Origin of the sequence: Actinacidiphila alni, assembly GCF_900112845.1 — a bacterium.
Lineage (GTDB): Bacteria > Actinomycetota > Actinomycetes > Streptomycetales > Streptomycetaceae > Actinacidiphila > Actinacidiphila alni.
This window is the reverse complement of sequence record NZ_FONG01000001.1, coordinates 224,047-245,220: the sequence shown is the minus strand read 5'-3', so window position 1 is coordinate 245,220 and position 21,174 is coordinate 224,047. Positions and strand designations below refer to the sequence as shown.

Annotated in this window: 21 protein-coding genes and 1 pseudogene; 11 read left to right on the top strand and 11 right to left on the bottom strand. The window is 73.3% G+C overall.

From position 1 onward, the window contains the following. Nucleotides 1–18: 18 nt before the first annotated feature. A complete protein-coding gene (locus BM076_RS01050; RefSeq protein WP_093711372.1) occupies nt 19–690 on the bottom strand; it encodes an HAD family hydrolase in 672 nt (223 codons plus the stop codon). 193 nt (nt 691–883) lie between these two features. On the opposite strand from BM076_RS01050, the gene BM076_RS01045 reads away from it, so the two are divergent. Next, a complete protein-coding gene (locus tag BM076_RS01045) occupies nt 884–2,350 on the top strand; it encodes a bifunctional phosphatase PAP2/diacylglycerol kinase family protein (protein WP_093711371.1) in 1,467 nt (488 codons plus the stop codon). A gap of 23 nt (nt 2,351–2,373) precedes the next feature. On the opposite strand, the gene BM076_RS01040 is transcribed toward BM076_RS01045, so the two are convergent. Both BM076_RS01040 and BM076_RS01035 read right to left on the bottom strand, forming a co-directional pair. Continuing rightward, nucleotides 2,374–2,814 (bottom strand): SseB family protein, encoded by a 441-nt coding sequence (locus BM076_RS01040; protein ID WP_093711370.1) that lies wholly within the window; start codon nt 2,812–2,814, stop codon nt 2,374–2,376. Nucleotides 2,815–2,972: 158 nt separating this feature from the next. Further along, nucleotides 2,973–4,043 carry an RNA ligase (ATP) gene (locus BM076_RS01035; protein ID WP_093711369.1) on the bottom strand — a complete coding sequence of 357 codons (1,071 nt, stop codon included), beginning with the start codon at nt 4,041–4,043 and terminating at the stop codon, nt 2,973–2,975. Between the two features lie 199 nt (nt 4,044–4,242). Here BM076_RS01035 and BM076_RS01030 point away from each other — a divergent pair, with 199 nt between their 5' ends. Further along, complete coding sequence (locus BM076_RS01030) at nt 4,243–5,238, top strand: ketopantoate reductase family protein (RefSeq protein ID WP_093711711.1); 996 nt, start codon at nt 4,243–4,245, stop codon at nt 5,236–5,238. 51 nt (nt 5,239–5,289) lie between these two features. Here the strand turns inward: BM076_RS01030 and BM076_RS01025 are convergent, their stop codons facing one another. Beyond that, entirely contained in the window at nt 5,290–7,371 is a 2,082-nt protein-coding gene (locus tag BM076_RS01025; RefSeq protein WP_093711368.1) for a DUF5107 domain-containing protein, read from the bottom strand. 295 nt (nt 7,372–7,666) lie between these two features. Between BM076_RS01025 and BM076_RS01020 the strand changes: the two genes are divergently transcribed. The 3 genes from BM076_RS01020 (at nt 7,667) to BM076_RS01010 (ending at nt 9,631) form a co-directional block, all read left to right on the top strand. Continuing rightward, on the top strand, nt 7,667–8,464 hold the full coding sequence (locus BM076_RS01020) for a maleylpyruvate isomerase family mycothiol-dependent enzyme (RefSeq protein ID WP_093711367.1): 798 nt from the start codon (nt 7,667–7,669) through the stop codon (nt 8,462–8,464). 75 nt (nt 8,465–8,539) lie between these two features. Further along, nucleotides 8,540–9,196, top strand: coding sequence for a hypothetical protein (locus tag BM076_RS35910; RefSeq protein WP_143120493.1), 657 nt, complete (start codon nt 8,540–8,542; stop codon nt 9,194–9,196). A gap of 9 nt (nt 9,197–9,205) precedes the next feature. Continuing rightward, nucleotides 9,206–9,631 (top strand): ankyrin repeat domain-containing protein, encoded by a 426-nt coding sequence (locus BM076_RS01010; protein WP_093711365.1) that lies wholly within the window; start codon nt 9,206–9,208, stop codon nt 9,629–9,631. Nucleotides 9,632–9,777: 146 nt separating this feature from the next. Here the strand turns inward: BM076_RS01010 and alc are convergent, their stop codons facing one another. The 3 genes and pseudogenes from alc to BM076_RS00995 all read right to left on the bottom strand — a co-directional run. Continuing rightward, on the bottom strand, nt 9,778–10,989 hold the full coding sequence (gene alc, locus BM076_RS01005; protein ID WP_093711364.1) for an allantoicase: 1,212 nt from the start codon (nt 10,987–10,989) through the stop codon (nt 9,778–9,780). 59 nt (nt 10,990–11,048) lie between these two features. Continuing rightward, the gene (locus BM076_RS01000; protein WP_093711363.1) at nt 11,049–11,972 is read right to left on the bottom strand and encodes a LysR substrate-binding domain-containing protein; all 924 of its coding nucleotides are present in this window, start codon (nt 11,970–11,972) and stop codon (nt 11,049–11,051) included. A 127-nt stretch (nt 11,973–12,099) separates the two neighbouring features. Then, a pseudogene (locus tag BM076_RS00995) lies at nt 12,100–13,128 on the bottom strand (AraC family transcriptional regulator); the annotation flags it as partial. A gap of 87 nt (nt 13,129–13,215) precedes the next feature. On the opposite strand from BM076_RS00995, the gene BM076_RS37160 reads away from it, so the two are divergent. Beyond that, entirely contained in the window at nt 13,216–13,977 is a 762-nt protein-coding gene (locus tag BM076_RS37160; RefSeq protein ID WP_245795627.1) for an anthrone oxygenase family protein, read from the top strand. Nucleotides 13,978–14,018: 41 nt separating this feature from the next. Here the strand turns inward: BM076_RS37160 and BM076_RS00985 are convergent, their stop codons facing one another. After that, on the bottom strand, nt 14,019–14,777 hold the full coding sequence (locus BM076_RS00985; RefSeq protein WP_093711361.1) for a crotonase/enoyl-CoA hydratase family protein: 759 nt from the start codon (nt 14,775–14,777) through the stop codon (nt 14,019–14,021). Nucleotides 14,778–14,920: 143 nt separating this feature from the next. Here BM076_RS00985 and BM076_RS35905 point away from each other — a divergent pair, with 143 nt between their 5' ends. Further along, on the top strand, nt 14,921–15,349 hold the full coding sequence (locus tag BM076_RS35905; protein WP_143120492.1) for a hypothetical protein: 429 nt from the start codon (nt 14,921–14,923) through the stop codon (nt 15,347–15,349). Nucleotides 15,350–15,443: 94 nt separating this feature from the next. Beyond that, entirely contained in the window at nt 15,444–16,358 is a 915-nt protein-coding gene (locus BM076_RS00980; protein ID WP_245795626.1) for a hypothetical protein, read from the top strand. Nucleotides 16,359–16,385: 27 nt separating this feature from the next. Here BM076_RS00980 and BM076_RS00975 read toward each other — a convergent pair whose 3' ends face one another. After that, nucleotides 16,386–17,009 (bottom strand): helix-turn-helix domain-containing protein, encoded by a 624-nt coding sequence (locus tag BM076_RS00975; protein WP_093711360.1) that lies wholly within the window; start codon nt 17,007–17,009, stop codon nt 16,386–16,388. A 77-nt stretch (nt 17,010–17,086) separates the two neighbouring features. Here BM076_RS00975 and BM076_RS00970 point away from each other — a divergent pair, with 77 nt between their 5' ends. The 3 genes from BM076_RS00970 (at nt 17,087) to BM076_RS00960 (ending at nt 19,599) form a co-directional block, all read left to right on the top strand. After that, nucleotides 17,087–17,854, top strand: coding sequence for an AzlC family ABC transporter permease (locus tag BM076_RS00970; RefSeq protein ID WP_093711359.1), 768 nt, complete (start codon nt 17,087–17,089; stop codon nt 17,852–17,854). Beyond that, nucleotides 17,851–18,174 carry an AzlD domain-containing protein gene (locus BM076_RS00965; protein WP_093711358.1) on the top strand — a complete coding sequence of 108 codons (324 nt, stop codon included), beginning with the start codon at nt 17,851–17,853 and terminating at the stop codon, nt 18,172–18,174. Before BM076_RS00970 ends, BM076_RS00965 begins: the two co-directional genes overlap by 4 nt. Nucleotides 18,175–18,516: 342 nt before the next feature. Continuing rightward, complete coding sequence (locus BM076_RS00960; RefSeq protein ID WP_245795625.1) at nt 18,517–19,599, top strand: phosphatidylinositol-specific phospholipase C domain-containing protein; 1,083 nt, start codon at nt 18,517–18,519, stop codon at nt 19,597–19,599. Between the two features lie 117 nt (nt 19,600–19,716). On the opposite strand, the gene BM076_RS00955 is transcribed toward BM076_RS00960, so the two are convergent. Together BM076_RS00955 and BM076_RS00950 are read right to left on the bottom strand one after the other, a co-directional pair. After that, the gene (locus tag BM076_RS00955; protein WP_093711357.1) at nt 19,717–20,673 is read right to left on the bottom strand and encodes an LLM class flavin-dependent oxidoreductase; all 957 of its coding nucleotides are present in this window, start codon (nt 20,671–20,673) and stop codon (nt 19,717–19,719) included. Between the two features lie 3 nt (nt 20,674–20,676). Further along, nucleotides 20,677–21,066, bottom strand: coding sequence for a nuclear transport factor 2 family protein (locus tag BM076_RS00950; RefSeq protein ID WP_093711356.1), 390 nt, complete (start codon nt 21,064–21,066; stop codon nt 20,677–20,679). Nucleotides 21,067–21,174 lie beyond the last annotated feature (108 nt).

Genomic DNA, 21,174 nt, shown 5'->3' with positions numbered 1-21,174 from the left:
GGCGCGCGGTCGCCCCGTTCAGCGAGCCAGCAGGGCGGGCAGCTCGCGCATGTCGTCGAAGACCGTGGTGTCCGGGCCTTCGAGCCACCGCGCCGGGGTGAGGCCGCCGCAGTAGCCGTACGCGCGCATGCCCGCCGCCCGGGCCGCGGCCACGCCGTATCTGCTGTCCTCGACGACCACGCAGCGCACGGGTTCGACGCCGAGGGTGCGGGCGGCGTGCAGGAAGAGGTCGGGGGCGGGCTTGCCGTGCGCGACCTCGCTCGCGCTGAAGATCCGGCCCTCGAAACGTTCGTAGAGCCCGGTGAGGCCAAGCGTGTGGCGCAGCCCCTCGTGGCTGCTGCTGGAGGCGACGCAGCTGGGCAGGGTGAGCGCGTCCAGGGCCTGCGTGACGCCGTCGACCTCGGTCAGGTCGGCGTCGAACGCCTCCTGGTACAGGTGGCGGTACGGGGCGTCCCAGTCGGCGGGCAGGGCGCGGCCGAGGTGCTGCTCGATGGCGGTGGTCATGTCGCGGTAGGAACGGCCGACGAAGCGCTCGACGATCTCGGCCTCGCTCAGCGGCCAGCCGACGGCGGCGAGCACGAAGGCGTCGACCTTGACGGCGAGTTTCTCGCTGTCGACGAGCACGCCGTCGCAGTCGAAGATGACGAGTTCCGGCTCCGGCCACGGGGTGTGCGGTCGCGCTGCGTTCACCCGGCGAGACTACAACGGGCGTGGTCGCGGCCCCTGATGCTCGGGCGGGCGGGGTACGGGGATGCCGCCCGGTGGCCGACGCGCGCGACCGACCGGCCGGCTCGGGGGACCGGCCGGCTGACGTGCGGGGCCCGGTGGCTGACATGCGGGACTACGGCGGTGTGCGGGGGCCGCGGCCGGGTAACCGGCTCGCATGACGTATCCCTGGAAGAACTGGGACAAGGCGCTGTTCGCCGAAGTGGCGGGACGGCACTGGCCGGGCGCTGAGCCGGTGCTGCCGAGGCTGAGCCGGGCGGCCAACCACGGGCGGCTGTGGTTCGCGGTCGCCGCGGGGGTCGCGGCCACCGGCGGCAGGACCGGGCGGCGGGCCGCGGCGCGCGGTCTCGGTTCGCTGGCGCTGGCGTCGCTGACGGTCAACACCGTGGGCAAGGGCGCCGTGCGGCGGACGCGGCCGATACTCGACACCGTGCCGGTGATACGGCAGTTGCACCGCCAGCCGGTGACCTCGTCCTTCCCTTCCGGGCACGCCGCCTCGGCCGCCGCCTTCGCCGCGGGCATGGCGATCGAATCGCCGCGCTGGGGCGCGGTGGTGGCGCCGATCGCGGCGAGCGTGGCCTTCTCGCGGATCTACACCGGCGTGCACTATCCCAGTGACGTGGTGGCGGGCGCGGCGCTCGGCCTGGGCGCGGCTGCCGTCGTCCGCAGCCTGGTGCCGCCCGCGCCGGGCACCCCGGAGCCGGGCGCGGACGTGCCGATAGCGGGGCTGCCGGAAGGGCGCGGGCTGCATGTGGTGGTCAACTCGGCCTCCGGGCCGCCGCCGCTGCTGTCACCGCCCGCCGATCGGATCATCGCCGCACTGCCCGAGGCGGCGGTCGGCGAGTGCACCGAGGACGACGACCTGCTGGAGATGCTGGAGAAGGCGGCGCGTACGGCGGTGGAGCAGGGCGGCGCGCTCGGCGTGTGCGGCGGCGACGGCACGGTGGCGCTGGCCGCGGCCGTGGCGCTGCGGCACCGGCTGCCGCTCGCGGTCTTCCCCGGCGGCACCCGCAACCACTTCGCGCTGGACCTCGGCCTGGAGACGGTCGAGGAGACCGCCGCGGCCGTACGGGACGGGCGCGCGGCGACCGTGGACGTGGCGCGGCACACCAGCCTGGACACCCCGGACCGGGAGAGCGCACCGTTCCTGAACACGTTCAGCATCGGGTCGTACCCGGATCTCGTACGGGTGCGTGAGCGCTGGTCACGGCGGGTGGGGAGCTGGCCGGCGAGTGTGCTGGCCGCCGTCCATGTGCTGCGGACGTGCGAGCCGGTGGACATCGAGATCAACGGTCGCAAGCGCTCGGTGTGGCTGCTGTTCGCGGGGAACTGCCGCTATTCGAGCGTGGGGCTCGCGCCGGTGCGGCGCCGCGACCTCAACGACGGTGTGCTGGACGTGCGGATCGTGGACGGCGGGCGCTTCGCCCGCACCCGGCTGATGGGCGCGGCGCTGACCGGGGTGCTGACGAAGTCGCCGGTCTACACGGAGGCGACCGTACGGCGGCTGCGGGTGCGGCTGCCCGGCGCGGGCGTCCATCTCGCGTACGACGGCGAGGTGGCGCCCGCCCCCGGTGAGCTGCTGCTGGACAAGGTGCCGGGCGGCCTGGTGGTGTACCGGGGCTGAGGTGGCGGTCTCAGCGCGGTGCCTCAGTTCTGGCCGCCGACGAGGCCGGCCAGCGCCCGTACCCCTTCACCGGAGATGCTCAGCGCGTCGGGGCTGCCGGTGTCGATGGACAGGATCAGGTCGTCGGACGGCCAGGCGCCGCTGAGCACGGCGAGCTGCACCAGGCGGTAGCGGCTGGTGGTCGGCAGCGCCTCGGCCATCCGGGTCTCGGAGGTGAAGACGGGCACGAGCTGCCGGCCGTCGTCCTGCTCGTACACCGGGAGCTGGAGCTGCTGCGGCGGCTCGGCGCCGTCCACGCCGTCCGGATACTCCTCGGCGCCCGGCACCGGCAGCAGGACGTCGCTGACCGCGAGGGTGCTGAGCGCGACGACGTTCTCGCTGCCGTGCGCTATCTCGTGGAGCGCACGCTGTGCGGGTGGCAGGGCGCCGTTCGGGTTGAGGCCGTCGGGGGTGATGTCGGTCATCGCTTCTGGTTCCTCTCGCCGCTCTGGCGTCGACGCTGCTCGGATCCCCCGCACGTACCCGGAACGGGCTGGAGCATGCGGCCGCCCCGTGAATTGCGCGGCCCGGCCGGCCCCGGCGGCCCGCGAGGACCGCCTGCACGGGACCGCCTGTGCCGGGGTCACTCGTACTCGGTGCCGCCCTTGCGGGTCAGGTAGGCGTCGCTGACGACCTTGGCGATGGCCCGGCCGCCGAGGACGTCGCTGTAGCGGTCGTCCGCGGTGCGTACGACGACGCCCTCGCGCAGGTGCAGGCCGCGGCCGGAGACCGTCTCCTCGCCCTGGGCGAGCGCAAGCGCGGTGTCGAGGTCGAAGGGGCCCTCGAACAGCTTCGGTACCAGCGGCACCTCGCCCTCCAGCAGTGCGAAGGCGTCCGGCCAGCGCACCTGTCCGTCGATGTCCGCGCACACGTCGAACGCCGCGAAGCCGGGAGCGCCCTGTGCGTGGGCGTCGGCGCCGTATCCGAGATCCTGCACACCACGGCCGTAGACCTCGCCGTAGACACCGACGCGGGACGCGCCCAGCCGTTCGGCGAGCCGGGCCGCGACGGCGGGCAGGCCGTGGCCGAGGACGGCGCGCCAGTACAGATTGCCCGCGCTCTCCTTGAGCGCGAGGCGCTGGCCGCCGAGGCCCTTGGAGGTGACGTGCACCGTGCCGGTCTCCGCGTAGTACGTGAGGCAGCACGCGGAGCCGTGCAGTTTCTCGGTGACGGCGACCGGGTCGCCGGGCGCGAAGATGCCCGGGTAGCGCTTGAGGTTCTCGATGTCGATCCACGGCAGCAGGTCGGGCGCGGATTCGACGTCGCCGCTCATCGACACCGGGACCGGCGGCACCCACTTGACGATGCCGAGCCGTTCGGCGAAGTCCTCTCCCCCGGCGGCGGCGCTCTCCAGGTCGGTGCCGTCGAGGGCGGCCGGACGGCAGACGATGCCCTGGGAGAGTTCGCCGCGCAGCCGTACCGCCCTGACGCGGTTGGCGGCGGACCCGGCGAGCCGGCCGGTCAGGCCCAGCTCTGCGATCAACGGCTCGGGCAGCACCGACTGTTCGGGTATGTAGAGCGCGAAGTCACCGCTGCGGTAGGCACCCTTGGCGACGACGGCCCGGTAGAGGCCGACCTGCGCCAGCTCCAGCGCGTCGGCGTTCGGGTGGTCGAGGATGGTGAGCCGCTCCGCGGTCACACGCAATGTGGACATGACGGTCCCCCCGTGGGTGTCGTGGTGGTGTGGTCTGCTGGGGTGTGCCGGGTGCTCCGGTGCCCGTCGCGGCGCTGTGACCGCGCCCGCCGCCCCGCCCGCCCCGCGGATCACTGTGCCGCTCCGGGTGGCGGCCGGGCCACCGGTTTTCGGCACGGGCGGCCGGGGTTCCGGGAGCCGCGTGTGCGAGGCTCTGCGTGTGCGATACATCATCATCGGAGCGGGTGCGGTCGGCGGCACGATCGGCGGGCGGCTGTTCGACGCCGGTCACGAGGTCGTCCTGGTGGCGCGCGGCGCGCATCTGGCCGCGTTGCGTGAACGGGGCCTGCGCCTCGAACTGCCCGACCGGACACTGACCTTGCCGGTGCCCGTGGCCGACGGCCCCGGCACACTGCGGGCCCGGCCCGACGACGTCCTTGTGCTGGCCACCAAGACGCAGGACACGGCGTCGGTGCTGACGGAGTGGGACGGCTACGGCTCTGCGGACGGCGGCCCGGCGGTGGTGTGCGCGCAGAACGGCGTGGAGAACGAGCGGCTCGCGCTGCGGCGCTTCGCCGATGTGCACGCGATGTGCGTCTGGCTGCCGTGCTCCTATCTGGAGCCGGGCGTGGTGCAGGCGCCGTGTGCGCCGCTGACCGGCATCCTGCATCTGGGGCGCTTCCCTTCGGGTGCGGACGGTACGACGCGGCGGATCTCGGCCGATCTGCTGACCTCGGGTTTCGACGCGCCGGTGGCGGAGGACGTTATGGCGTGGAAGTACGCCAAGCTGCTGTCGAATCTGGGCAATTCACTGGAGGCGGTGGCCGGTCCGATCGGTGACGGTCCGGTCTTCGATCTGTATCTACGGGCCCGTGAGGAAGGGGCGGCGGTACTGGACGCCGCCGGGATCCCGTATGTCGGCGCCGAGGAACAGGCCCGGGTGCGCGGTGACCGCGTCGAGGTGCAGCCGGTCAACGGCGCGGTGCGGGGCGGCGGTTCGTCCTGGCAGAGCCTCACCCGGGGCACCGGCTCCATCGAGGCGGACTACCTCAACGGCGAGATCGTGCTGCTCGGGCGGCGGCACGGCGTACCGACGCCCGTCAACGAGGCCCTGCGCCGTGCCGCCAACTCCTTCGCCCGCGAGCGCCGCCGCCCCGGCGATCTGACCACCGACGAGCTGACGGCCCTGCTCGGCGCCGGCCTGCCGCAGTCGTAGCGGCGACCGGCCGGCGTCCGGGCACGGGCGCTCGCGGAAAGGCGTCGCGGCCTAGCCGACCGGGTCGGGCCGCATCCGGAAGTCGTACGCGGCGGGCAGCGGGTGTTCCGCCCGCGCCCGGGTCCTGACGTCGTCGGTGACCGGGCCGTCACCGGCGACCAGGCGCTCGGCTATCGCGTACCAGGTGTCGGTCAGCGCCTCGGCGCCCTCGTACAGATCCGCGACGACCACGCCCTCGTCGAACAGGGCCCGCGCGGCGGCGACTTCGCCGCGGGCCAGCGCGGTCATCGCCCGCAGCAGGCGCAGCCGCCCGCCGCCGGGGACCGCCGCGTCCGTGTCCCCGTCCGCGCCCGCCTCCGTGGCCGCGGCAGTCTCCGCGAGCAGCCGTTCCGCGTCGGCCGGGCGTCCGGCGTCGAGCAGTACGGGGACGGCCTCGACGACCAGGGCGCGCCGTACGTCCGGGCGGTCGGGCAGTGCCGCGAAGGTCTCCACCAGGCAGTCGTACGCGGCCAGATAGCGCTCGGCGGCACGCTCGGTCTGGCCCGCGTCGGTCTCGGCGACGGCCAGCGCGCGCAGCCCCCACGGCGACGGGTGGGCGGTCACCGACCGCTCCCAACTGCGCACGGCCTGGGCGCGGTCACCCGCGGCCCACTGGGCGATGCCGAGGTAGTAGTCGCGGAACCACTCGTTGCCGGGGTAGGTGTCGGCGGACTCCAGCAGCTCCCGCCACTCCGGCGAGACGAGCGCGGGCCCGGGCGGCGCGTCGGCCGCGGGCCGGGGGAAGACCCCGGCAAGCAGCAGTTCCAGCCAGGGCTTCTGCCGCTCGCCGAGCGTCGTCGCCGGATACGGCGTGCCCGGCAGGTCGAAGTGGCCGCGCTCGTTCTCCAGGGCGCCCCAGCCGGAGCCCGCGGCGAGTATGTCCTTGGGCTCGGCGTCGGCGTGCGCGAGCCAGGATTTGTAGGCGGCGTCGACCGTGGCGCGCGGCAGGGCGGCTTCGAGCCGGCCCGCGGCCTCGGCACGGGCAGCGCCCCAGTCGTCGCCGTGTACCGTCCGCGGGTCGGCGGCGAGCGGCCCGTACGCCTCCAGCCAGGAGAATTCGGAATCGGCCGCCATCGGGATGTGTTCGAGCTGTGTACGGGCGAGGCCGGCCTGGATCTCCAGATAGCCGCCGGTGCCGGGCTCGGTGAGCCATTCCTGCCAGCGCTTGCCGCCGCGGCTGTGGCCCCACAGGAAGAGCTTGCGGCCGCGCAGCACATCGGTGGAGGTCTGCACGAGTCCGTGCCCATCGCCGTCGAGCGCGGTGATCCAGCGGCGCTCGTCCTCGGGCACGTCGAAGAAGTAGTCGGCGGCGTGCTCGGAACGCGTGGTGTAGGTGATGTCGGTGGTGCCCTCGGGCACCGGGACCGGGACATGGCTGAGGGTGCGGCTGTAGCCGAAGTGCCAGGCGGCGTCGGCCGGGGCGAGCACCCGGGTGCGGTCGGTCTCGGGCACGGCGATGTTGGACCACCAGTAGGCGGGCACGGTGCGGTCGTGCGGATTGCGCACCCGGATGCCGACGTAGAGGAAGTCGGAGTCTGCGGGCAGCCACATGTCGATCTGGAACGGCAGGTCACGCAGCCGTTCCCATTCCCACAGCCGCAGCATCTCGCCGCCGTCGGGCGCCGGGACGCGGGCGGCGTGCAGTGGCGCACAGGTGTGGGCGGCGTGGCCGGTGGCGCCGAGATTCCACTCCACGCCGCCGGAGAACCAGGCTCCGGCCAGGGCGAACGCCGCGGGCTGGAACACCGGGTTGCGGTAGAGCAGTTCCCGGCCGGTCGCCTTGTGGACCAGTGAGTAGAGCCTGCCGCCCAGGCCCGGCAGCACCGTGGCACGGATCCGTTCGTTCTCGATGACGAGGGCGTCGAGTTCGGCGGGGACGCGGTCCCGGCCGTAGCCATCGAGGATCCGTACCGGGAGCACGGAACGCAGCGGCGCGTAACCGAGTTGCCTGGCCATGTCGGGCGGCAGGCCCGTCCGGTCCTTGAGGTCCAGCCGGTGCACCTCGTCGAGCGGGCGCAGCGCGGGCAGCGGATTCTCGGGGCCGAGAGCCGCTGCCGGAATGCTCACAGCGGTACGCCGCACGGTCGTAACCAAGGCCACCTCTTCTGACACACGTGGCCGCCTTCGGGCTCGGCGGCCGCCTGATGACCATGGAACAGGTTTCCCGTCCCGGTGAACAGTGCCTACCGCGGTCAGGGTTGGGCAAAACCTGCGGAATCGTTGCGAAATCCAGCGCGAGTTGCGGCGCGGAATCCGGCGTGGCCGACGGCGAATCCGGCCGCGGCGCCACCCGGACACCCGGGCGGCGAGGGTACCCGGAACACCGCCGGGGAGCGGTGCTCCCGTTCTTCCCGGGTCATTGTCGGAGGGCGCTGCTACAACGGAGGCCATGACGACTTCGCGCTCCGCACAGACGCCGGCCTTCCCCGAACTCCGGTTCACCGACTGGCTCGAACTGATCGAGGAGCGGTCCGCCGTACTGCGCAAGGCGGCGGAGGCGGCGCCGAGCGAGGCCAGGATTCCCGGCTGTCCGGACTGGACGGTGCGGGATCTGCTGACCCATGTCGGCCAGGTCCAGCGTTTCTGGGCGGCCGTCGTGGCCGCGGGTCCCGCGCTCCGGCCGCCGTCGGACGACCTGGTCGTCGACCGGACGCCGGGGAGCGACCTGGCCGCCTGGTCCGCAGGGGCGACGACGGTGCTGCTGGACGCGCTGCGCACCGCGGGGCCCGAGGTCGGCTGCTGGACCTGGTGGGCGGAGTCGGGGAACGCGGCGACGTCCGGTTCCGTCGCCCGGCACCAGGTGCAGGAGGCGGCGGTGCATGCCAGGGACGCGCAGGAGGCGGCGGGAGCGGCCGAACCGCTGCCGCCCGCGCTCGCCGCGGACGCCCTGGACGAATTCCTGCATGTGGGCTTCGGCTCCATGGACGGCTGGCCGCACGCCCCGGCGCGGGTCGCGCTGGTCACCGACGAGGGTCCGGCCTGGACGCTGATCCTGGACACCACCGGCGCGTCGGCCGTCCGCGGCGGTCCGGGCGAGGGGCCCGAGCCCGGCGCCGTACTCTCCGGGCCCGCGAGCGACCTGCTGTTGGCGCTGTACCGGCGGGCACCGCTGGACGACGGCGCCCTGCGGCTGACCGGGGACCCGGCGCTGGTCCGGCAGTTGGTGGTCTGGCCGCCGCTCGGTTGACCACGTACCGTCCTGACTGAGGGGGTGATGCCCATGTCAGGTCTCGGGTTGCGAGCGTCTGGTGTGGCGTTGGGGATGATCGCCTTGGTCACCGCTTGCACCTCGGGCGGCAGCCCGCACCGATCCCCCACCACGGACTCCGTTCGCATCGTCACCGAAGAGCCGCCACCGGTCGGCAGCGTCGAGCATCCGCGCCCGGTCGAGTGCGTCGAGAGCGTCAACCAGCCCGGTGCCACCACCGTCCCCACCACGTCACCCATCGCCAAACCCCCTTCGTCCTCTTCGACTTCCGCGTCCGCTTCTGCTTCCGCTTCTCCTTCCGGTTCACCGACGGCCCCTTCCTCCGCGAAGGACGATGTGACGGTCGGTCCGCTGACCTGGCCCGGCCTGCGGGCGCTGACCGACGGTGACCAGAAGTCCTTCGGCTACCACGACTCCGACGGCTGGCACTACAAGGTCGCCGTCGACCTGCGGTCCGGTGCGAGCGTCACCCTCACCATCGGCGCCGAGCAACGGGCCAAGGCCGGCCTCGAATACGGCAGGGCCTTCGGTTCGACCCCGACCCCCGCGGTCACCTTCAATGCCTGCCCTGCCCGGCCGACCGTCTTCGTCGGTTCGTTCTTCGTCGCCGGGGACGGCCGCGCCTGCGTCCCGGTGGATGTGCGGGCCGACGGGGCCGCGTCCCGGCGTGTGGTGATCTCCTTCTTCAGCGGACCGTGCCCCGCTGCGTAGGGTGGGCCCATGACCGAGCCGACGCCCGATCCCGCGCCCGACAGCGAGCCCGCTCACGACCCGGAGCTGCTGCAGCTCGCCGCCCAGGTCTTCGACCTCGCCCGGCAGGGCGACACCGACAAACTGGCCGCCTACATCGACGCCGGTGTCCCCGCCAACCTCACCAACGACCGCGGTGACACCCTGCTGATGCTCGCCGCCTACCACGGCCACGGGCAGACCGTACGCGCCCTGCTGGCGCGCGGCGCCGAGCCCGACCGACCCAATGACCGGGGGCAGACCCCGCTCGCCGGCGCCGTCTTCAAGGGCGAGCAGGACGTCATCACCGCCCTGGTCGACGGCGGCGCCGACCCCGCCGCGGGCGTGCCGTCGGCGGTCGACACGGCCCGGATGTTCGGCAAGGACGAATTGCTGAGGCTCTTCGGCGCCCTGTGACCCGCCCGGCCGCCGCGGAGCGGGCGGCCGGGTCGGTTCGGCCGCCTATGACGTCGACCACGATCCGCCGGCCGTACCGCGGCGCCGCGTCGGCCTGTTGGGGCACCCGGTGACCTCGTCGGACCGGATCCTCGACGGAGCCGGGGTCAGCTGATCGCCTCGGTGCGCTCAACCAGGCGTGCCGCACCCTGCCGGGTCAGGGAGCCATGCAGCCGGAGCCGGGATATGCCCCCGTCGGGGAAGATCTCGATCCGTACATGGGTGGCCGGTATCGGATTGACCAGGAAGCGGTGCACGGTGTCGGGCTGGAGCTTGACGCGCGGCAGCAACGCGACCCACTCGCCTTCCTCGCCGTCCCGTACCGACAGCGACGCCCAGCCGGCCGAATTGCCCTTCAGATAGGCCGTGTCGATCTCGACGGCCCGGATCGCGCCCTGCTCGACCAGCCGGTACTGGATCCAGTCGTTCCCTGTGTCGCGGCGGCGGCGCGTCTCCCAGCCGTCGTCCATCTTGCGGGACCTGCCCGGCAGGATCGTGTGCTCGGGCGGCGAGTAGAAGCGGTCGGAGGCGTCCTCCGCCCGGCCGCCGTTCTCCAGCGCGACCAGGTCGAAGGTGCCCAGTTCTGCGAGCCAGCCCGGGTCGGGCACCACTTCGCCGTACACCCGCAGCCGGGCGATCCCTCCGTCCGGGTGCTGGCGCAGCCGCAGGTGGGTGAAGCGCCGTTCCACATGCACCGCGAAGGCGTTCTCGGCGTGTCCGCCGACCGCCGTGCGCGGCACCAGCTCCGTCCACTCCACATCCGGGTCGAGCAGATCCTCGGGGGCCGCCGACAAGGAGTGCGCGGTCGCCTCCACCGACACCGCCTGCGGGTAATTCCCCCGGAAATGCGCGGTGTCGATCACCAGGCCGCGGATCACACCGGGCGTCCCGAGCCGTATCAGCGCCCAGTCGTGGTCGGCCGGATCGGGATGCGGGACCTCCGCCGACGCCCCCCGCCGGCGCCGCGTCTCCCACCCGTCCATGATCTTGCCCTTGTGGCCGAAGCGCTCGGGGTCGAAGACCGCGGGCCCGGCCAGCAGCAGATTCTCCCGCTGCGCGAAGAACTCGTCATTCGCCGCGATCACCCCCGCGCCGAGCCGCCGGTCGGCCAGGTCCACCAGTCCGGCGAAGGGCAGTTCCGCGCTGCGGTAATCGGCGAAGGGATTCCCGCCCGCGTAGGGAAGCGCGTCACCCGTGAACGTCGTCAGCGCCGTGGAGCTCGCGCCCCCCGCGCCCGCGGCGCCTGTCGTGGTCGCCGTGCCGGTCGCACCACCAGCACCTGTCGTGTCAGTCGTCTGAATCGTCTCTTCCGTCGTCATGCCTCTACTCTCGACCGACCCGACCCTTCACGTCCATCGAAACTTACTGAAGTCATTGTTCAGTCGAGCTGCATGGTCGGGTCCAGCTCCGCGGCCCGCCGCAGCGCCCCCAGCGTCCGTCGCAGCAGCGGGGCGGCCTCCGAGCCGCCGCGTACCGCGCCCACGATCCGGCGCCGCGGCCGGTCCACGTCCAGCGGCCGGACCACCAGGTCATGGGCCATCGCGCCGGTACCCGTCATCCGCGGCACCAGCGCGATCCCCATACCGGCCGCCACCAGTGCGAAGATCGCCGGCCAGTCGGCGGCGGCGTGCGCCTGCTCGGGCACGAAGCCGGCGTCCGCGCAGGCCGCGAGGGTGATCTCGCGCCACGGCCCACGACTGCCGAAGATCCACGGCTCCTCGGCGAGCTGCGCCAGCCGCAGTCCCGGCGCCGCCACGAGCGGATGTGTCGCGGGCAGCGCGATGTCCAGCGGATCGGTGAGCAGCGGCGCGATCACGAAACGCGGATCGCGGGCGGTCGGCGCGTCCACCGCCAGCGACAACGCGAGATCGACGTCGCCCGCGGCCAGCTCCTCGTACACCTCGGCGGCCTCCGCCTCCCGGACCGAGAGCGTGATGCCGGGCGCCTCCCGCCGCAGCAGCTGCGCGGCGGGCACGACCAGCCGGGCGATGGCGGTGGCGATGGCCCCGATCCTGACGACGCCCGCCTCGCCCTTGGCGTATCCGTCCAGCTCGGCGCCGGCGCGTTCGAGCTGCGCGAAGACCACCTCGGCGTGCCGCAGCAGGACGTGCGCGGCCCCGGTCAGCCGGACGCCGCGCCCGCGCGCCTCCATCACGGGAGTGCCGATCTGCTTGGAGAGCGCGGCCAGTTGCTGCGAGACGGCCGACGGCGTCATCCGCAGCGCGGTCGCCGCGGCCGTGACCGTGCCGGTGTCGCGCAGCGCGCGGAGGATCTGCAGCTTGCGGAGGTCCCAGTCCTTCATGCAGCCAGCCTAAACAATCCGGCGCGCATCGCACCGTCACGGCTGCACAGTCGCTGCGTCGGTCCGCAGGGCCGCCGCGCGCCGCTCAGGAGGCTGCCACGCCCTCTGCGTCGGCGACCGCGCCCTCGCGGTGCTGCTGCGGGCTGACGCCCCGGACCCGCTTGAAGGCGGCACTGAGCGCGAACGGACTGCCGTAGCCGACCTTGCGGGCCACGGCGCCGATCGTGGCGTCCGGCTCGCGCAGCAGATCGGCGGCGAGCGCGAGCCGCCAGTTCGTCAGATACGACATCGGCGGCTCACCGACGAGTTCGGTGAAGCGGCGCCCGAGCGCGGCACGGGAGACGCCGGTCCTGGTGGCCAGCGCGGCGACCGTCCACGGGTGGGCCGGTTCGTCGTGCAGCAGCCGCAGCGCCGGGCCCACCACCGGGTCGCTCTGGGCGACGTACCACGCGGGCGCGCCGGCCTCGGGGCGGGAGAACCAGGCCCGCAGCACGGCGATCAGCAGCAGGTCGAGCAGTCGGTCGAGGACGACTTCCTGGCCCGGCTCGTCCCGGACGATCTCCTCGCGGAGCAGCGCGGGCAACGGGCTCGTCCAGGCGTCGCCGGGCATGAGCAGGACGTGCGGCAGCGCGGACAGCAGCCGTTGGCTGATCTCGCCGCGCATCTGGTAGGTGCCCGTGATCATCACGGCGGAACCGTCGGCGTCCCCGGACCCGGACCCCGATCCGGACCCGGACTCTGACCCGGTGTCACCCGCGCCGTCCCGCGCGCCGCCCTCAAGGGTGACCGCCGCGTTCACCGCCTCGGGCGCCACATCGCCCCAGGTGCGCACCCCGAGGTCCATCTCCTCGCACAGTTCGACGCCTTCGGGAGTCGCGGAGATCTGCCCGGGGTGGATGACGATCCGCGGCGCGGTCGTCGGGGCGTCGGCGACGGTGTACGGCTCGGGGCCGCGGATCACCGCGATGTCGCCGGGGCGCAGCCGTACCGGCTCGCCGCTGTCCGGCACCACCCATCCCTCGCCGCTCACCATGAGCGCCAGGCAGAGCGGCGCGCGGTCCTCGATCCGCAGCGACCAGGGCGGAGTGAGGATCGACCGCAGCAGAAAGGCGCCGCGCGCCCTGGGGCCGTCCAGCAGATTCGCCAGTGCGTCCATGCGCTCAGCCTATGTCTGGACGCCCACGCATGGGGGTGAGCTTTTCGACGATGGCCGCGGCCGGTGCCCCGCCGGTTCACTGAGGTCATGACAGAGAACGCGCACTTCGCGCCCCGGAATCAGGCTCCTCACCCGCAGCAGTACGCGGCTCCGCGCAGTGCGCCGTACCCGCTCCCGCCGGTGGCACGCGGCCGGGCGCATGCCCAGAGCGGGCAGCGCGGTTGGGGGCAGCCGCTGCCGCAGGGCAGCCAGGTGCCGCCCGCCCGTACGGAACGCCCGCGCACGGAGCCGGACCGTACGCTCCCCGGCCGCACCGACCGCACCGACCGCACCGACCGCAAAGGAGGATTCGCCATGTCCGGCGACATCCGCAGTCTCGTCCTGCTCGCGGCCACGCTGGCCACCGGCCTGATGGCCGGGCTGTACTTCGCCTTCTCCGTCGCCGTCATGCCGGGGCTCGGCGCCTCGGACGACCGCACCCTGATCGAGGCGATGCAGCGCATCAATGTGGCGATTCTCAACGGTTGGTTCAGCCTCGCCTTCGGCGGCGCCCTGGTGCTGGGCGGTGTCGCCGCGGCCCTGCACTGGCGCGGTGACGGGCGGGCCGCCCTGCCGTGGATCATCGCGGGTGTCGTGCTCTACGCGGCCTCGCTCATCGTCACGATGGGCTTCAATGTGCCGCTCAACGACAAGCTCGCGGCGGCCGGCGATCCGTCGAAGATCCACGATCCGGCCGCGGTGCGCGAGCAGTTCCAGTCGGCCTGGCTGCGCTGGAACGTCGCCCGCGTACTGACCACGACCGCGGCACTGGGCTGCCTGGCCTGGGCGCTGCGCCTGGGCCGCGGCTGACCGTGGCCGCGGACCGCGGGTCGCGAGGCCCGCGCATGCCGTCAGCCGAAGGCGCCGTGCCGGCCCTCGCCCGCCGCGAACCGGGCGGCGCCCCGCTCGGCCTCTGCCAGCGAGATCCGGCCGTGGGCCAACTCCACGGACAGGGCGTCCCGTTCGGACAGGCCCTCCTGCTCCAGCAGGGAGAGCCGGTCCTCGCGCAGGCAGGTCTGCGGGAAGGCCGCGATCTCGGCGGCGAGGCGTTCGGCCGCGGCGCAAGCGGTGCCGGCCGGTACGACGCGGTCGACCAGGCCGATGGCGAGGGCCTCCGCCACGCCGACCGGACGGCCGGTGAGCACCAGGTCCATGGCGCGGCCCGCGCCGATCAGCCGGGGCAGCCGTACGGTGCCGCCGTCGATCAGCGGTACGCCCCAGCGGCGGCAGAAGACGCCGAGCACCGCGTCCTCCTCGGCCACACGGAGGTCGCACCAGAGGGCGAGTTCGAGCCCGCCCGCGACGGCGTGCCCGGCGATCGCGGCGATCACCGGCTTGCGGAGCCGCATCCGGGTGGGGCCCATCGGCCCGTCGCCGTCGTCGGTGACGCGATTGCCGCGTTCGGTGCCGATCGCCTTGAGGTCCGCGCCCGCGCAGAAGGTGCCGCCCTCGCCCCAGAGCACGGCGACGGCCGCGTCCTTGTCGGCGTCGAAATCCCGGAAGGCGTCCGCGAGTGCGGTGGCGGTGGGGCCGTCCACCGCGTTGCGCGCCTGCGGCCTGGACAGCACCACAGTGGTGACGGCGCCTTTCCGCTCGCTGCGTACGGACATCTTTCGCGCCTCCCGGTGGACCGCCTGCGTTTCCCGCAGCGTTAACACGCGCCGCCCGGCCACCACAAGACACCCCCTGGGGGTATATCGTCGTGCGGGTGACAGCGAACGGCGACGGGACGGCAGACGCGTACCGGCCCCGTATGCCCCTGTTGCTCGCGGTGTGCGCGGTCCTGTTCGGGCTGTTCCTCATGCACGGCGCGCCCGCCTCCGCACAGGGCGGCTGTCACGGCGGGCCCATGGGGGCGATGCCCACGCACGCCGCGCCGACAGCCGATGCGGCGCCCGCGGTCATGGCGCATACGGCGCCGCCCTCCGCCCCAGGTGCGACGACGGGCACGCCCAAAGGTGGGGCCACGGTCGTCGTGACGCCTTCGGGTGCCACCTGCTGGGCGACGCCCGTACGCGAACGGGCGCCGCTGACCGGCTGGGCGCAGGCGACACTCGCCGTACTGCCGCTTCTGGGCGCGGAATCGGGCTCCCTGTGTGCCGGATCGCGCCGCGAACGGTGGCGCGGGCCGCCGCCGGGCGGACGGTCACTGCTGTTGCGGGTGTGCGTCGCGCGGACGTGAAGAGGCTCGCCGGGCCGGGGAGTTCCCCGGTACGGCGCCGGTTTCTCGCATCCATTAGCGCGTCGTTTTCCGCGCGCTCACCCGAAAGAGCATCATGCGCACCTCCAGGTTGACCTTCCTCGCGGCCACCGCCGCGACCTGCACCCTGCTGCTCGGCCTGACCGCCTGCGGCTCCGACTCCCCCGCCGCCAAGGGCTCCGCCCACGGCCACGCGCCGACGGCGTCACCGACCATGCCGAACATGTCCTCGGCATCACCGATGCCGTCGATGGACGGCATGCACGACGCCCCCACCGGCAACGGCCTGTCCGCCGACCGCGACGGCTACCGCCTCACCTCCCCCGACACGCGCCTGACGCAGGGCGCCCCGGCCGCGTACCGCTTCACGGTCACCGCCCCGGACGGCCGGCCGCTCACCGCGTACGCCCTCGACCAGACGCGGCGCATGCACGTATACGCAGTCAGGTCGGATCTCACCGGCTTCCAGCACGTGCACCCGGCGATGGCGGGCGACGGCACCTGGACGGCGCGGCTGGCGCCGCTCGCATCGGGCACCTGGCGGGTCTTCGCCTCCTTCGTCCCGGACGCTGGCCCCGGCAAGGGCACGGACTTCGTGCTGAGCCGTACGGTCACGGTCCCGGGCGACGCCGGCGCCGTCCCGCTGCCCGCGCCCGCGGCGAGCACGACCGTCGACGGCTACACGGTGACGGTCAAGGGCCAGGTCATGGCCGGGATGGCGCATCCACTGACGGTGACCGTCACCAGGAACGGGCGGCCGGTCACCGACCTCCAGCCGTACTTGGGGACGTACGCGCACCTGACCGCCTTCCGCTCCGGCGATCTGGCGTTCGCGCACCTGCATCCGACGACCGCCGTGCACGGTGACCACGGCGGCCCGGAGCTGACGTTCCACGCCGAGCTTCCGGCGTCGGGTGACTGGCGGCTGTTCCTCCAGTTCAGGACGGGCGGCACCCTGCACACCGCGGCACTCACGCTCCGCGCCGGCTGACCGCGCCGCCCCGCCCGGCGGGCACGGTCAGTGGTGCTCCTGGACGAGCACCGCGAAGGTGCCGGGCTCCAGCGCGCGGAAGACGTGCGGTTCGTCCCCGGGGTAGGCGATGTAGTCGCCGGGGCGCAGTTCGACGGGATCGTCGGTGAGGCCGACCAGCGCCCGGCCGGTGCTGAGCACCACGTGCTCGATCGCGCCGGGTTCGTGCGGGTCGGACTCGCGGGCGGTCCCGGGCTCCGCCGAGACCAGGAAGATGTCGCGCCGCGCGTGCGGCGGGGAGGAGGCGAGGAGCGTGGCCACGTAGTCCGCGTGCTCGGCGGCGAAGGCGACGCCCTCGCCCGCCCGCACCACCCGCACCCGGGGGCGGGGCGGGTCGACGAGCTGGGCGAAGGAGACGTTGAGAGTGACACTGAGCGCCCACAGCGTCTCCACGCTCGGGTTTCCGGTGCCCGATTCGAGCTGCGAGAGCGTCGATTTGGCGATGCCCGCACGGCGGGCGACCTCGGCGAGCGAGAGGCCGGCCCTGCGGCGCTCGCGCTGGAGGGATTCGGCGATGGCGGCGAGCGGCGCCCGGCCCGGCTGACGGCTCACGCCCGCGCCTCCGGTACCACTGGCACCGCCGTTGCCGTTGGCGTCGTCGCCCGCATCCATCCGGCACTCCCGTTCGACAGAGAAGTCGTTTCGTTCGCCTTGACGAACGATCCTCACCCTGTTCACTATAGACGGCGATGCGTTCGATATGGCGAACTCCGGAGAAGGACCTGGCGCGGGACATCGCCCTGGTCTGTGTCGCCGATGCCGTCGTAGGCCTGTCCTTCGGCGCCATCGCGGTCGGCCTCGGGCTGCCGATGTGGCTGCCGATGCTGCTCTCGGTGGTGGTGTTCGCGGGCGCGGCCCAGTTCATGTTCATCGGCATCGTCGCCGCGGGCGGCAATCCGGTGGCGGCGGTCGTCGCCGGCCTGCTGGTGAACGCCCGCCACGTACCGTTCGGATTCGCGGTCGGCGACGTGTTCGGCGGCGGCGTGCTGCGGCGCGTCGCGGGCAGCCATCTGATGGTCGACGAGACCGTGGCCTTCACCCTCGCCCAGCGCGGGCCCGAGCGGCGGCGGGCGGCGTACTGGTCCTGCGGCATCGGCCTGTTCGCGTGCTGGAACGCCGGTGTCGTGGCGGGCACTTTCGGCGGCAGCGCGGTCGGCGACACCGATGCCTTCGGCCTCGACGCGGCCTTCCCCGCCGTCCTGCTGGCACTGCTGCTGCCGTCGCTCAAGGACGCCGCGACGCGGCGGGCCGCGCTCGCCGGGGTGCTGATCGCGCTTGTCGCGACGCCGTATCTGCCGGCCGGACTGCCCGTCCTGCTCGCCCTCGCCGGGGTCGGCGCCGCACGGCGGCCGGTGCCGTGGCCGGGCCGGCGCCCTCACATGAGGAGTCGGCCGGTGGAGCGCGAGGCGCCCCACCAGGAAACGCGGCAGCCGGTGGCAGAGCGGGAGGCACCGTGACGTCCACGACCGGCCTGCTGGCCGCCACCGCCGTGCTCGGCGCGGGTACCTTCGCCTTCCGTTTCGCCGGGCCGGTGCTGCGCGCCCGCGTCACCCTCTCGCCGCGCGTGGAGCGGCTGATGGCGCTCGCGGTCGTCGTCCTGCTCGGCGCGCTCGTCGCCACCGCCTCGCTCACCGAGGGCCACGGCTTCGCCGGGGTCGCCCGGCCCACGGGGGTCGCGGTCGGCGGACTGTGCGCGTGGCGCAAGGCGCCCTTCGTCGTCGTGGTGCTCGCCGCCGCCGTGACGACGGCTGTGCTGCGGCTGCTCGGCGCGCACTGACGCGGCCCCGCACCCGTACGGGGTCAGCGCCGCTCATCACCCGCACCGGCCCACAGCCCGCACCGTACGCGGCCCGCCCCCGTACACGACTCGGCACGTACGGGGTCCCCGCCGCTCGCCGCCCGCGCCCGGCCCCCCCCCGTACGCCGCACCCCACCCGACGGTCCGTGCGCGCCGACTCGCCCCGCGCCCACCGGGCTTGACGGGGCATCACACCATCCGAAGATCGGCTCGATTCACACCTGACAGCGCGATTCCAGGTCGTGTTACGTGACATGTCTCCGTCGATTCACGCGTGGCAGTCACTGTCCCGACGGAGATCCGCCCCCCACAGGAGGACACGTGACCGGTCCGCTGTCCCGACGAGTTTCCCTACGACTGCGCACGGCGCTGCTCGGCGTCCTCACCACATGCCTGGCGTTCGCCGTCGCCGGTGCCGGAGGCGGCGCCCAGGCGTCCGCCGACGGCACCGACTCCCTGCCGTTCTCCGGCGCCACGACGTCGGGCCTGCACAACACGTACGACCCCGCCGCCTTCCCGTACCTCGCCCAGGCGCTGGACACCGGCACGTCGATGATCGAACTCGACGTGTGGGACGACTTCTTCACACAGGAGTGGAAGGTCAGTCACTCCAGCCTGACGAGCAACGGGAACAACTGCGTCAACGCGTCCTCGCCGTCGCAGCTCTACACCGGCGGCGCGAACAAGGACCTGGAGAGCTGCCTGGACGACGTACGGGTGTGGCTCGGCGCGCACCCCGGCCACGGGCCGCTGATGATCAAGCTGGAGATGAAGGCGGGCTTCCAGTCCACCTTCGGCATGAGCCCGGCCAAGCTGGACCAGTCGATCAGCGCGCACCTGGGGAATCTGGTGTTCAAGCCGTCCGATCTGCTGGCCAAGCCCGGCGGCGGCAGCTACGCCACGCTCGACGAGGCGGCCACCGCGGGCAATTGGCCGACGCGGCAGCAGCTCGCGGGCAAGGTGATCCTGGAGATCATCCCCGGCACGGTCGAGGAAGCCAATCCGACCGACTCGCTGTGGACGGACGCCGAATACGCGGGCTGGCTGAAGGGACACGTCTCGACCGCCCAGGTCTTCCCCGCCGTGCACAACGCCCAGGCGGGCGACCCGCGTTCGCGCTACTCCGACGCCTCGCTCCGGCCGTGGTTCGTGGTCTTCGACGGTGACGCCTCCGCGTATCTCAACGGGAGCATCGACACGAGTTGGTACGACTCGCGCCACTATCTGCTGGTGATGACCGACTCGCAGAATGTCGCGCCCGCGCTGGACGACGTGAATCCGGCGCCCGCCGACGCGCAGGCCAGGATCGCCCAGCTCGCCGCGGCCCACGCGACGATCGCCTCGAACGACTGGAAGGGTCTGCCGCAGGTCCAGTCGCTCGTCGTGCCGCGCGGCAACGGCTGATCCTTAGCGGGTCGTTCGCACGGCGCGCGCAGCTCGGCACCCCACGGCGAACCGCCGGCCGTGGGGTGCCGTTCCTTCGTACGGGGCGGCGCGGGTCGCGGCGCAAAGACGACGACGTCAGACGGACACGCCCAACTCCCGTTCCGTCGGCGGCCGGTAGGAGTCGAGGTAGGCGACCTTCGTCGCGGCCTCCTCCGCCCGGTGCAGGCCGCGGATCGCGGGCAGCGCGGCGGCCAGGGACCGCAGGGCGCGGTCGGTCCACGGCCCGGCGGGCACCAGCACCGCGTGTCCGATGCCGAGATCGGCGAAGTGGCGGCAGCGCGCGAGGAGTTCGTCGGCGGTCTCGTCGGGCCGCAGCCGGGTGCTGACCGAGGTGTCGATGTCGCCGAGCGGGCGGCCCGCCTTGCGGCAGTGCACAGCCAGGATGTCGAGCTTGCGGCGGAGAGTGGCGCCGCCGTTCGGCGCGGCCGGCAGATTGCACGCGTCGGCGTACCGCGCGACGAGCGGCAGCATCCGGGCCTCGCCGTTCCCGGCGATGAGCACCGGCGGGTGCGGGCCGCTGAGCGGGCGCGGACTGGCGTACGGCCGGGGCAGTTCGCAGTGCGCGCCGCGGAAGGGGCTGTCGTCGCCGGACCACATCCGGTGGGCGAGCCGCAGCAGGTCCTCCATCCGTTCGAAGCGCTCGGGTTCGGGGGGCGCCGGTAGATCGAGGGCGGCGGCCTCGTGGTCGGCGTATCCGGCGCCGATGCCGAGCCAGGCCCGGCCGCCGGACAGCACGTCGAGCGTGGCCACGGCCTTGACGATCAGGCTCGGCGCGCGGTAGCCGACCGGGCTCGCCATGGCGCCGAGCCGGACCCGTTCGCTGTGCGACGCGAGGAATCCGAGCGTCGTGTACGCCTCCAGGACGGCCTCGTCGGGCGAGCGGTCGGGGTCGGTCTGCATCAGCCGGTCCGCCACCCACACGGTGTCCAGGCCCATGTCGTCGGCGGCGCCGACGACCCGCTCCAACTGCCGTGCCGAGCCGCGCGGGCCCTCGGGCCAGTCGTGGTGGGCGACATTGATACTGATACGCATGGTCTACGCCTCCGGTCCCCGGCGTCCGCCGGTCGGACTGAGGTGGACGGCGGCCAACTCCCAGGCGCCGTCCACCTCGACGATCATCTGCGTCATACGGAAGTACCCGTCCGCGTCCCGCCCCTCGTAAATGCTCTGCTGGCCCTGCACGCCGACCGCGACGGCCGCGCCGCCGTACTGACGGATCGTCACCTCGTCCCAGGTGAAGGCGTCATGGACGAGCGCGCCCGAGGCGTAGCGGTCCAGCCACTGCTTCTTGTCGCGGACGAATCCGTGCGGGCCCACCGCGGTGAAGTCGTCCGTCAGCAGCGCGTCCAGCGCGACGGTGTCACCGCGCAGCTCCGCCTCGGCCCATTGGCGCGCGAAGTCCGCCAACTCCTGGTCGTGTGCCATGACCGTGCCTCCATCGCGAGCGGGTGGGGGGAGCCCCGGCAAGTGCCGTGCGCCGGGCCCGGGTTCCCCTTCACCCTCCCCCGAACCCCACCCCCACCACATCGCCCG

What these genes read in the sequence shown, in the direction of transcription:
- BM076_RS35905 (WP_143120492.1), top strand. Translation starts at nt 14,921, where the DNA reads ATGCCCCTGTTGCTCGCGGTGTGCGCGGTCCTGTTCGGGCTGTTCCTC.
- BM076_RS00975 (WP_093711360.1), bottom strand. Translation starts at nt 17,009, where the DNA reads ATGGATGCGGGCGACGACGCCAACGGCAACGGCGGTGCCAGTGGTACC.
- BM076_RS35910 (WP_143120493.1), top strand. Translation starts at nt 8,540, where the DNA reads ATGATCGCCTTGGTCACCGCTTGCACCTCGGGCGGCAGCCCGCACCGA.
- BM076_RS01010 (WP_093711365.1), top strand. Translation starts at nt 9,206, where the DNA reads ATGACCGAGCCGACGCCCGATCCCGCGCCCGACAGCGAGCCCGCTCAC.
- BM076_RS00955 (WP_093711357.1), bottom strand. Translation starts at nt 20,673, where the DNA reads ATGCGTATCAGTATCAATGTCGCCCACCACGACTGGCCCGAGGGCCCG.
- BM076_RS00950 (WP_093711356.1), bottom strand. Translation starts at nt 21,066, where the DNA reads ATGGCACACGACCAGGAGTTGGCGGACTTCGCGCGCCAATGGGCCGAG.
- BM076_RS01020 (WP_093711367.1), top strand. Translation starts at nt 7,667, where the DNA reads ATGACGACTTCGCGCTCCGCACAGACGCCGGCCTTCCCCGAACTCCGG.
- BM076_RS01040 (WP_093711370.1), bottom strand. Translation starts at nt 2,814, where the DNA reads ATGACCGACATCACCCCCGACGGCCTCAACCCGAACGGCGCCCTGCCA.
- BM076_RS01045 (WP_093711371.1), top strand. Translation starts at nt 884, where the DNA reads ATGACGTATCCCTGGAAGAACTGGGACAAGGCGCTGTTCGCCGAAGTG.
- BM076_RS00985 (WP_093711361.1), bottom strand. Translation starts at nt 14,777, where the DNA reads ATGTCCGTACGCAGCGAGCGGAAAGGCGCCGTCACCACTGTGGTGCTG.
- BM076_RS01000 (WP_093711363.1), bottom strand. Translation starts at nt 11,972, where the DNA reads ATGAAGGACTGGGACCTCCGCAAGCTGCAGATCCTCCGCGCGCTGCGC.
- BM076_RS01035 (WP_093711369.1), bottom strand. Translation starts at nt 4,043, where the DNA reads ATGTCCACATTGCGTGTGACCGCGGAGCGGCTCACCATCCTCGACCAC.
- BM076_RS00970 (WP_093711359.1), top strand. Translation starts at nt 17,087, where the DNA reads ATGCGTTCGATATGGCGAACTCCGGAGAAGGACCTGGCGCGGGACATC.
- BM076_RS00980 (WP_245795626.1), top strand. Translation starts at nt 15,444, where the DNA reads ATGCGCACCTCCAGGTTGACCTTCCTCGCGGCCACCGCCGCGACCTGC.
- BM076_RS37160 (WP_245795627.1), top strand. Translation starts at nt 13,216, where the DNA reads ATGACAGAGAACGCGCACTTCGCGCCCCGGAATCAGGCTCCTCACCCG.
- alc (WP_093711364.1), bottom strand. Translation starts at nt 10,989, where the DNA reads ATGACGACGGAAGAGACGATTCAGACGACTGACACGACAGGTGCTGGT.